This window comes from Bradyrhizobium sp. (assembly GCF_035652035.1).
Taxonomy (GTDB): Bacteria; Pseudomonadota; Alphaproteobacteria; order Rhizobiales; family Xanthobacteraceae; genus Bradyrhizobium.
This window is the reverse complement of record NZ_DASREO010000053.1, coordinates 67,828-77,847: the sequence shown is the minus strand read 5'-3', so window position 1 is coordinate 77,847 and position 10,020 is coordinate 67,828. Positions and strand designations below refer to the sequence as shown.

The window sequence follows — 10,020 nt, the reverse complement described above, 5'->3', positions numbered from 1 at the left end:
ACCCCTGACATGTTGGCGTCGTGGCGCGTGCTCTACGACAGGGTTCAGACCGACATGCAAAAGGCGGCCGCGCAGGCCTAGTGAAGCGACTTTGACGTTCCTTTCAGTTTCGCAGCGACCGCGACCAAGGAACGTCAGAGTAAAAGCTTCACTAGAATCATATTTTTGCTAGTGTCCCTTTGGTTCTGACATTCGTAAAAGTGCCCGCCGCGATATGATGCGAATGTCAGAACCGGGACACTAGCGAGCGAAGCGGATGAAGCGCCGTGATTTCCTGCAAGCCACCGGCCTTCTCTCCGCCAATCTAATCGTAGGTCATTCCGTACTTGCCCTCCGCAAGGCGGAGGCCGCGACCGGCCTTCCCGTTGCAGCGCTGCAGGCGGAGCTCGATCCCAGGAAAGACCTGCTGCTGATCTCCGGCAGCGTTGCGCCCAACAAGGTCGACTACAACGCCTCTTACAGCAAGCGAAAGCAGCTGACGCCGCAAGTGCGCGTTGTCGCCTCGAGCGCGCAGGCGGTCGGCGCTACCATTCGCTGGGCGACCGGTAACGGCGTGAGTTTTGCCATCCGCTCCGGCGGCCATTCCTATGAAGGTCTGTCGCAAAGCGCCGATCTCGTGATCGATGTCCGCGGCATGAGTGCCGTGCAGCTATCCGCCGACAAGAAATCGGTTGTGATCGGTTCGGGCGCCTCCCTGGGGGCGGTCTACAAGGCGCTTGAGCCGAGCAATCGGGCGATACCCGCCGGCACCTGTTTTCCAGTCGGGGTGGCGGGCCATTCACTTGGTGGCGGCTTCGGCCTGCTCGGACGGCCGTTCGGCCTCGCATGCGACAGCGTGCTCGCGATGGAGGTCGTCGACGCGGCAGGCCAGGTTCTGAGCGTCAGCGCCCAGGAAAACCCGGATTTGTTCTGGGCGTTGCGTGGCGGCGGCAACGGAAGTTTTGGCGTCGTGACCAAATTCAACTTTCGCACCAGCGCGGTCAATCTGGTCGCCAAGTTCGCCATCACCTGGAAAAAGCCAGTCGCGCAGGCGGCGAAGATTGTGCTGGCCTGGCAGGAATGGCTCGAGAACTTACCACCTGCGGTCACCTGCACGCTTCACGTGACCAAGGAGCCGGGCGGAGTGATCCAGGTGCATATCGCCGGGCTTTCCGTCGATTCACAGACCCGGCTGGTCGCGGAATTGCAGCGGCTGCAGAAGCTCGCCGGCAGCGCCGACACACAAAGCACCAGCACGCTGACCTTTGCGAGAGCCGCCACCATCTTCAACGGCGGCGGCCCTCCTTACGAATCCGTGCTGATGAAAGGCAAATCGGACTACGTGAGCGAACCGATGAGCGAGCAGGGGATCCTGACGCTGCTGAACGGCTTGCTCGAGGCGCGCGGCGAGATCGCCGTGTTGTTCGACAGCTATGGCGGGGCGATCAACAAGGTCGCGTCCGATGCCACGGCGTTCGTTCATCGCGGCAGCACCAAATATCTCATTCAATATTACATGCAGTGGGAGAGCCCCGGCGCCACCGAGACCAATCTGGCGATGATGCGAACGCTGTACAGCGCGATGCGGCCTTATGTTTCAGGCAGCTGTTATGTGAACTACTGCGATCTCGATCTCGGCGAGGGGTACGCGAAGGCCTATTGGGGCGATAACCTGCCGCGGCTGATGAAGATCAAGGCGGCGTTCGATCCGAAAAACGTTTTCCGGCACGCTCAGAGCGTGCCGGTGGAGATATCATAGGGGAAAAGCAAGCCCGGAGGCGGCAAGCACTACGGCGTGCGGTCGGCGGTGACCAGGCGGGCCGTGCGGACGGACGTTCTGTTGCCCGCGGTGCGCAGGCAGGAAGCGTCGAAGTTCGGCCAGTTCTGCTGCGCGCAGTCATGGTTGACCGGGCGGATATCCAGGCGGTCGGCCTTGGCGAGCGGGCGCGGCACGCTTGCTTCGACGGTAGGAGCAAAGCCCGGGAGGATGGTCAGGGCAGCTGCGACGCATGCGGCAACAGCGATAGCTGAAAGAGTCTTGATCATGACGGTCCCCTGTCATCGGGCCTTGGTGGCCCCGTTGTCTGGGCGTTTTGGTACAAGCCGGCGGTTTCCGGAGTTCTTCGCCAAACCCTCAAAACTGCCGAAAATGGTTTCGTCCGGCCGGCATATTGTTTCGTCGGGGTCGTCCGGACGAAACAAAGCAGGCGCATCCGATAGACGCCGCCTTTGGCGAACCGGTTCAATGAACGACAAAAATCAGCGGCTGGGCCGTAGGGGCGTGCCACGGAGCGCGACCGGCTTGCGGGGCCGCACAGGGCGGGGTAGGAGGGTTTCATGCCCCGTATCGCGCTTTATCCCGGCTCCTTCGATCCCGTCACCAATGGCCACCTGGACGTCGTCCGCCAAGCGGTCGGCCTTTGCGACCGGCTGGTGATCGCGATCGGCGTCCACCCGGGAAAGGCACCGCTCTTTTCGGCGGAGGACCGGCTTGCGATGATCCGCGAGGTGTTCGAGCCCGTTGCGAAAACAGCAAAGTGCGAGTTCGAAGCCATCACCTATGACGATCTCGCCGTCACAGCCGCCAGGCGCGCCAAAGCGACCATTTTTATCAGAGGGCTGCGGGACGGCACCGACCTCGACTACGAAATGCAGCTGGCCGGCATGAACGAGACCATGGCGCCGGAGGTCCGCACCGTTTTCCTGCCGGCATCCCCGACCGTTCGCCCGATCACCGCCACACTGGTGCGACAGATCGCCAGTATGGGTGGTGACGTCTCGAATTTCGTGCCCAAGGCGGTCGCCAAGCGCCTCAAGGCCAAGTTCGGCCGCTGATACGATACACCTTCATCTCACGCTGGAGCTTCCATGATCCGAATTCTCGCCGTTCTTGCCGCGCTCGTTTGCGCCGCGCCCGCCATCGCCCAGCCGCTTCCGGCCGGCCTCGACAAGCAGAATGCGATTGTCATTGACACCACCAAGGGCCGGATCGTCATCAAGCTGCGTAACGACATCGCGCCTCAGCACGCCGAGCGCATCAAGCAGCTTGCGCGCGAAGGCTTCTACAACAACGTGCCGTTCCACCGCGTGATGGATGGGTTCATGGCGCAGACCGGCGACGGCCAGAATTTCAACGGCACCGGCGGTTCGAAATATCCGAACCTGAAGCAGGAATTCTCCAACGTCCACTTCAAGCGCGGCATCGTCGGCATGGCGCGCAAGGGTGACAGCGTCGATTCCGCCAATTCGCAATTCTTCATCATGTTTGCGGACGGCACACCGCTGGATGGCCAGTACACCGTGATCGGCGAAGTGGTGTCCGGCATGGACGTCGTCGACAAGCTGAAGAAGGCTGCGCCGGGCGCGCCCGGTGGTGCCGTGGCCGATCCGGACAAGATGGTGAAGGTTCAGGTCGCATCCGACATGAAGTGACGGCGTTGAGCCTGCTTCGGCAGCTGGCTTTGACCTGCGTGGCGGGGCTCTGGCTCGTCGGGCTGTTACCCGCGCAGGCCCAACCGGCGCAGGTCAACACCATTTCCGACGTCGTCGCGAGGCTGCGGGCCTGCTGGAAGCCGCCCTCGCGGGCCCACCTCGACATCGACATCACCGTGATCGTCAGTTTCAACCGGGCCGGCCGGATCTTGGGCAGGCCTCGCGTCACCTATCAATCGGAACAAGCTGACGATAACGACCGTTTATTGTACCGGATTGCCGTCATGGAGGCATTGCAGCGCTGTACGCCAATGCCATTTACCGAAGCAATGGCCGGCGCCACCGCCGGGCGACCTTTCGCAATCAGATTTCATAATCGCAAACCGCAACCAACCGAGAAACGAGCATGGCTGACACAGAAAATACTTTGATCCTCGAAACGACCCAGGGACCCGTTTCCATCGAGATGCGCCCCGATCTGGCGCCGAACCACGTTGCGCGCATCAAGGAGCTGGTGCGCGAGGGCTTTTACGACGGCATCGTATTCCACCGCGTGATCGATGGCTTCATGGCCCAGACCGGCTGCCCGCACGGCACCGGCACCGGTGGCTCCGGCCAGAAACTGAAGGCCGAGTTCAACGCCGAGCCGCATGTGCGCGGCACCGCATCGATGGCGCGCGCCGCCAATCCGGATTCCGGCGACAGCCAGTTCTTCATCTGCTTCGACGACGCTCCGTTCCTCAACAAGCAGTACACCGTCTGGGGAAAGGTCACGTCGGGCATGGAGAACGTCGACAAGATCAAGCGCGGCGAACCGGTCCGCGATCCCGACAAGATCGTCAAGGCGCGGATGGCGCTGGATGCGGCGTGATCTGCTGTCCTCATCCTGAGGAGCGCGCCAGCGCGTCTCGAGGGATGAGGCCGACCTAACGCCGCGGCCTCATGGTTCGAGACGCCCGCTCTGCGGGCTCCTCACCATGAGGGTCGAGCTCAAATCATATGCGCACCGATCTCTTCGATTTCGAACTGCCCGCCGACCGGATCGCGCTGCGGCCGGCTGTCCCACGTGACAGCGCGCGGTTGCTGATGGTCGAGCCCGGCGCGCAATTGCACGACGGCGTGGTGTCCGATTTGCCGCAATGGCTGAGGGAAGGCGACCAGATCGTCGTCAACGACACCAAGGTCATCGCGGCACAGCTCAAGGGCCGGCGCATCGGGCGCGAGACCGAACCGAAGATCGAGGCGACGCTGATCAAGCGGCTCGACGGCTCGCGCTGGCGGGCGCTGGTCAAACCGGCCAAGAAGCTCGCGCGCGGCGATGTCGTTCGTTTTGGCAACGAGGGCAAGGTTTGCCTGCTCGGACACCTCGATGCGGAAGTCGAGGACAAGGGCGAAGACGGCGTGGTGACGCTGTCATTTTCGTTTCACGGACCGACGTTGGATTCTGCGATCGCCGATCTCGGCAGCCCGCCGCTGCCGCCTTACATCGCCTCCAAACGGACGCCGGACGAGCAGGATGCGGCCGACTACCAGACCATGTTTGCGGTGAACGAGGGCGCAGTCGCGGCGCCCACGGCCGGGCTGCACTTCACGCCGGCGCTGGAGGCGGCGCTGCGCGAGCGTGGCGTTGGCCTCAACCGCATCACGCTGCATGTCGGTGCGGGCACTTTCCTGCCGGTCAAGGCCGACGACACGTCCGAACACAGGATGCATTCCGAGTGGGGCACGATTTCCGCGGAAGTCGCCGATACGCTCAACGCGGCGCGCGGCAAGGGTGGGCGTATCGTTGCCGTCGGCACCACTTCGCTGCGGCTACTCGAGAGCGCAGCCGGCGAGGACGGCAGGATTCGGCCGTTCACCGACGACACTGCGATCTTCATCACGCCCGGCCATCGCTTCCGCGCAGTCGATATTCTCCTGACCAACTTTCATCTGCCGCGTTCGACGTTGTTCATGCTGGTCTCGGCTTTCTCGGGGCTCGAGACCATGAAGCGGGCCTACGCGCACGCAATCGAAAGCGGCTACCGCTTCTATTCCTACGGCGATGCCTGTTTGCTGTTTCGTTCGCCGAACGAAAGCTGATCCGCTACGCTCTCAGATATGCGGCGACCAGAACGATCAGCAAGACCAGCGAGAAAAGCGCCGGCACGGGCAGAATGAAAAACCAGGCGATAATGCCGCTTGCCAATGTGGCCAGCGCGAACGCAGCGATGACCGGCCTTGCTCTTGTCGAGTCCGCACGCGCCAGATAGGCCAACTGCCAAAGCAGCACAGACTGCAACAGCAGGGCAACGCTGAGCGACCAGCCGAACCCCATGTAGAAGTCGAGGTACGACCGGCTCGTTCCCATGACGTCGAAATGAACGCTCGTCATCGCCTTGAGGACGTCGTTGTCCCCCATCGGCGACCATTTTTTCAAGCCGCCCAGTGTGTGGCCGAGCGCAAACAGCAGCGCGATCACCGAGGCAATTCTCAGCAGGAGCGTGGTCGTCATCAGCTTGTCCGGCAAGAGGGTTTCTCAAGGATTGTTGTCTAACCCACTGGTGCCGGGCGGCCAAGCCTCCCCAGTTGGCGAGGGGAGGCAATGCCGCGCGGCAAGCACCATCATGCAGCGACGCGCGCGGGCAGCAATTCGGCGATCTGCACTGCGTTCAGCGCCGCGCCCTTGAGCAATTGATCGGCCGATACGAACAGCGAGATCGAGTGGCCGGTTGCATCGCTGAGGTCGCGGCGGATGCGTCCGACCAGGACGTCGTCCTGACCTGAAGCTTCGATCGGCATCGGAAAGTAATTCCGGACGCGGTCGTCGACGATCTTCACGCCGGGAGCGTTCGCCAAAATCTTGCGGACTTCCGTTTCCGAGATCGGCTTTTCGCATTCGAAGGTGATCGCCTGGCTATGCGCGCGCAGCACCGGCACGCGGACGCAGGTGATGCCGATCGCAATGGCGTCGTCTTCGAAAATCTTCCGCGTCTCGTTGATGACCTTGGTCTCTTCCTCGTTGTAACCGGTCTCGGGATCGATTGTCGTGTCGTGGTTGAAGACGTTGAAGGCGTAGGGGTGCGGGAGAACCGTCGGCGTAAAGTTCTCGCCGGCAAGGCTGGCCCGGGTCGAATCCACCAGCTCGGCCATGGCGGCGGCGCCCGCGCCGGATGCCGCCTGATAGGTCGAGATGATCATCCGCTTGATGCGGTTCTGCCGATGGATCGGCCACAGCGGCATCAGCGCGGTAATGGCCGAGCAGTTGGGGACGGCAATGATGCCCTTGTGGTCGCGGATGCGGCGACCGTTGATCTCCGGCACCACCAGCGGCACGTTCTTGTCCATGCGAAAGGCTGAGGAATTGTCGATGACGACGGCGCCGGCCTTCACCGCGATCGGCGCGAACTTCCTTGAAACGCCGCTGCCGGCCGAAAACAGCGCGATGTCGACGCCGTGGAAGGAGTCCTCCCGCAGCTCCTCGATCTCGATCGTCTCGCCGCGGAAGCCGAGCGTCCTGCCTGCCGATCGTGAGCTGGCGAGCGCCTTCAGCTTCCTAGCCGGGAAGCGGCGCCTGTCGAGGGTCGCAATGAATTCGGCGCCGACGGCGCCGGTCACGCCGGCAATGGCTACAACGGGGTCTCTGTGCACGTTCGTCTCCTTATGGATTTTGGGCAATAAAAAAGCCCCGGACGTTTCGGTGGCGGGGCTTCGGATCAGATGATGCGTCGTTCGACTACGCGCGCACGCCTCCCGAGCCCCTGGCGGGCTTGGTTTTGGTCGTGGTTTTGCTGGTCGAGAAGGTCATGGGAGGCGACTTATGGGCAAGACGCGGAGATTGGTCAATCGTTTTTACCCGAAAATCCCCTAACTGGCGGTTGAACGGGACACCATAGTTACGCGATAAGCCGCTTCCATGAGCGTACCCAATCATTTCGAACTGCTCGCCACGGACGGCGCCGCGCGAGCCGGCCAACTGACGACGCCGCACGGCATGGTGAAGACGCCTGCCTTCATGCCGGTCGGCACCGCCGGAGCCATGAAAGGGATGCACTGGCGCGAGGTACGGGACGCCGGCAGCGATATCGTGCTCGGCAATACCTATCATCTGATGCTGCGGCCCGGCGCCGAGCGCATTGCCGCGCTTGGCGGCCTGCAAGCGTTCACCGGCTGGAACGGTCCGATGCTGACCGACTCCGGCGGCTTTCAGGTGATGTCGCTGTCCGAACTCCGCAAGGTGAAGGAGGAGGCCGTCACCTTTCGCTCCCATATCGACGGCGCCATCGTCGAACTGTCGCCGGAGCGCTCGATCGAGGTGCAGCGTCTGCTCGGCTCTGACATCGCGATGCAGATGGACGAATGCGTCCGCCTGCCGGCCGAGCGTGGCGATATCGACCGCGCCATGCAGCTCTCGCTGCGTTGGGCCGAGCGCAGCAAGCGCGCGTTCGAGACGGCGCCTCCCGGCTACATGCTGTTCGGCATCGTGCAGGGCGGCGATGTGCCGCAGCTTCGGCATGTCAGCGCCCGTAATCTCGTCGACATCGGTTTTCACGGCTATGCGATCGGGGGCCTCGCGGTCGGCGAGCCGCAAGAGGTGATGCTGGCGATGATCGAGGAGACCGCGCCGCTCCTTCCCCCGGAGCGCCCGCGCTATTTGATGGGCGTTGGAACGCCCGACGACATTCTCGAGGCCGTGGCGCGCGGCATCGACATGTTCGACTGCGTGATGCCGACGCGTAACGGCCGCCACGGCATGGCCTTCACGCGTTACGGCCAGATCAATCTGCGCAACGCACGCCATGTGGATGATCCGCGGCCACTTGACGAGGCGAGCCGCTGGCCATCGGCGCGCAATTATTCGCGCGCCTACCTGCATCACCTCGTCAGGTCAGGCGAGACTCTCGGCGCGATGCTGCTGTCGGAGATCAACATCGCCTACTATCAGCATTTGATGAGCGAAATCAGGCTCGCGATCTCGCAAGGGTCATTTGCGAGCTTTTGCGAACGCACGCGACGCGAATGGGAACATGGCGACATTGCGGCACGCTAGCAGGTTCCGCGCCGATCCCAAGTCTGAGCGCAACTGGAACTCAGTTGCAGGTCAAACGCTTAAGCGAATGCTTGGTGACAAAACCGTAGCCGCAGGTGTCGCAGGTCCAGAGATAGCTGACGACGTTGTCGGCCAGATAGGCTGACGCTTCCGCAGCAACCATGGAATCTGCACAAACAGGGCACGTCGGCAGATCACTCCCGCGCGGGTTATGCGACAGGGTGGACAGGACTTCAGCAACTGCTGACATCGTGGCCTCCTTTGCGATCTGAACCTGACTGCAACATACAACAAAAAGTTTGAAGATGTCGCAACACAAATGCGTTGGTTTTACGATATTCGGTGTCGCGTGAATTTTTGCGATGCAGCGAATTGTGGCGCAGAATTGATTCAACGACGGCGCGCTTCCTCTCCTGTAAAAAACAGATTCAAATTTGCGGCACGTGTCACAGATCGGAGAAATACGCCATGGACGAATCGTTAACGACACGTGCCGCGCAGCATCACGGCCGCGGGCGCGTGTTTGACAGCATCGTGGACGCGATCGGCGATACGCCGATCGTGCGACTGCAACGCTTGCCGCAGCAGCGCGGCGCAAACGCGACGATTTTAGCCAAACTCGAATATCTCAATCCCGCGGCAAGCGTGAAGGATCGCATCGGCGCGGCGATGATCGTCGCGATGGAGAAGGCTGGCCTCATCGATGCGGACACCGTGCTGATCGAACCGACATCCGGAAACACCGGTATTGCGCTGGCGTTCGCCGCCGCATCTCGCGGCTATCGGTTAAAACTGGTGATGCCGGAATCGATGTCGATCGAACGGCGCAAGATGCTGGCATTTCTCGGCGCTGAAATCGTCCTCACTCCGGCAGGCCAAGGCATGAAGGCTGCGATCGCCACCGCCGAGGAGTTGGTGCGGACCACGCCGAAGGCCGTGATGCCGCAGCAGTTCAAGAATCTCGCCAATCCGGAAATCCATCGCCGGACCACGGCGGAGGAAATCTGGAACGATACCGGCGGCAACATCGATATCTTTGTCGCGGGCGTCGGCACCGGCGGCACGATCACGGGAGTAGGGCAGGTGCTGAAAGCGCGCAAACCTGCGGTCAGGATCGTCGCCGTCGAGCCGGAAGAAAGTCCGGTACTGTCGGGCGGCCAGCATTCGTCGCACAAGATCCAGGGTATCGGCGCCGGTTTCATTCCCGACATCCTCGATCGCTCCGTGATCGATGAAATCGTCACCGTCAACAGCGCGGACGCCATCGAGGTCTCGCGGGCGCTCGCGCGCAATGAGGGGATCGCTGGCGGAATTTCCGCAGGCGCCGCGATTGCGGCCGCGATCAAACTGGGGCAACGTCCGGAAAACGCCGGCAAGACCATCCTGGCGATCGTGCCGTCGTTCTCCGAGCGATACCTCTCCACTGTTCTATTCGAAGGAATTTAACCTGGTGCGGCGAATTTGAAGTTCCTACTATGTTGCCGCGATCGCATGATAGGAACTTCAAATTCATATGCCGCACTAACAACCATTGATTGGCAGAGCTCCTTTGATTCCGAAGTTCGCATCGGAGGTAGCTG

12 protein-coding genes are annotated in these 10,020 nt (G+C 62.0%); 8 read left to right on the top strand and 4 right to left on the bottom strand.

Annotation, left to right across the window (positions count from 1 at the left end):
• The first annotated feature begins 256 nt into the window (after positions 1–256).
• Positions 257–1,738: an FAD-binding oxidoreductase gene (locus tag VFB05_RS15155; protein WP_325013544.1), complete on the top strand. Its 1,482-nt coding sequence runs from the start codon at positions 257–259 to the stop codon at positions 1,736–1,738.
• Positions 1,739–1,767: 29 nt separating this feature from the next.
• On the opposite strand, the gene VFB05_RS15150 is transcribed toward VFB05_RS15155, so the two are convergent.
• Positions 1,768–2,025 (bottom strand): hypothetical protein, encoded by a 258-nt coding sequence (locus VFB05_RS15150; protein WP_325013543.1) that lies wholly within the window; start codon positions 2,023–2,025, stop codon positions 1,768–1,770.
• A 291-nt stretch (positions 2,026–2,316) separates the two neighbouring features.
• Here VFB05_RS15150 and coaD point away from each other — a divergent pair, with 291 nt between their 5' ends.
• The 5 genes from coaD (at position 2,317) to queA (ending at position 5,493) form a co-directional block, all read left to right on the top strand.
• The gene (gene coaD, locus VFB05_RS15145; protein WP_325013542.1) at positions 2,317–2,814 is read left to right on the top strand and encodes a pantetheine-phosphate adenylyltransferase; all 498 of its coding nucleotides are present in this window, start codon (positions 2,317–2,319) and stop codon (positions 2,812–2,814) included.
• 33 nt (positions 2,815–2,847) lie between these two features.
• Positions 2,848–3,411 (top strand): peptidylprolyl isomerase, encoded by a 564-nt coding sequence (locus VFB05_RS15140; RefSeq protein WP_325013541.1) that lies wholly within the window; start codon positions 2,848–2,850, stop codon positions 3,409–3,411.
• A gap of 11 nt (positions 3,412–3,422) precedes the next feature.
• Entirely contained in the window at positions 3,423–3,842 is a 420-nt protein-coding gene (locus VFB05_RS15135; RefSeq protein WP_325013546.1) for a hypothetical protein, read from the top strand.
• Positions 3,818–4,282: a peptidylprolyl isomerase gene (locus VFB05_RS15130; protein ID WP_325013540.1), complete on the top strand. Its 465-nt coding sequence runs from the start codon at positions 3,818–3,820 to the stop codon at positions 4,280–4,282. Before VFB05_RS15135 ends, VFB05_RS15130 begins: the two co-directional genes overlap by 25 nt.
• 128 nt (positions 4,283–4,410) lie before the next feature.
• Entirely contained in the window at positions 4,411–5,493 is a 1,083-nt protein-coding gene (queA, locus tag VFB05_RS15125; RefSeq protein WP_325013539.1) for a tRNA preQ1(34) S-adenosylmethionine ribosyltransferase-isomerase QueA, read from the top strand.
• Positions 5,494–5,497: 4 nt separating this feature from the next.
• Here queA and VFB05_RS15120 read toward each other — a convergent pair whose 3' ends face one another.
• Entirely contained in the window at positions 5,498–5,905 is a 408-nt protein-coding gene (locus VFB05_RS15120) for an LIC_13387 family protein (RefSeq protein WP_325013538.1), read from the bottom strand.
• A gap of 110 nt (positions 5,906–6,015) precedes the next feature.
• Complete coding sequence (locus VFB05_RS15115; protein ID WP_325013537.1) at positions 6,016–7,041, bottom strand: aspartate-semialdehyde dehydrogenase; 1,026 nt, start codon at positions 7,039–7,041, stop codon at positions 6,016–6,018.
• A gap of 265 nt (positions 7,042–7,306) precedes the next feature.
• Between VFB05_RS15115 and tgt the strand changes: the two genes are divergently transcribed.
• Positions 7,307–8,440 (top strand): tRNA guanosine(34) transglycosylase Tgt, encoded by a 1,134-nt coding sequence (gene tgt / locus VFB05_RS15110; protein ID WP_325013536.1) that lies wholly within the window; start codon positions 7,307–7,309, stop codon positions 8,438–8,440.
• Positions 8,441–8,480: 40 nt separating this feature from the next.
• Here tgt and VFB05_RS15105 read toward each other — a convergent pair whose 3' ends face one another.
• Complete coding sequence (locus VFB05_RS15105; protein ID WP_325013535.1) at positions 8,481–8,690, bottom strand: hypothetical protein; 210 nt, start codon at positions 8,688–8,690, stop codon at positions 8,481–8,483.
• 218 nt (positions 8,691–8,908) lie between these two features.
• Here VFB05_RS15105 and cysK point away from each other — a divergent pair, with 218 nt between their 5' ends.
• Positions 8,909–9,886, top strand: a complete 978-nt coding sequence (gene cysK, locus VFB05_RS15100; protein WP_325013534.1) for a cysteine synthase A — start codon at positions 8,909–8,911, stop codon at positions 9,884–9,886.
• Positions 9,887–10,020: the final 134 nt, after the last annotated feature.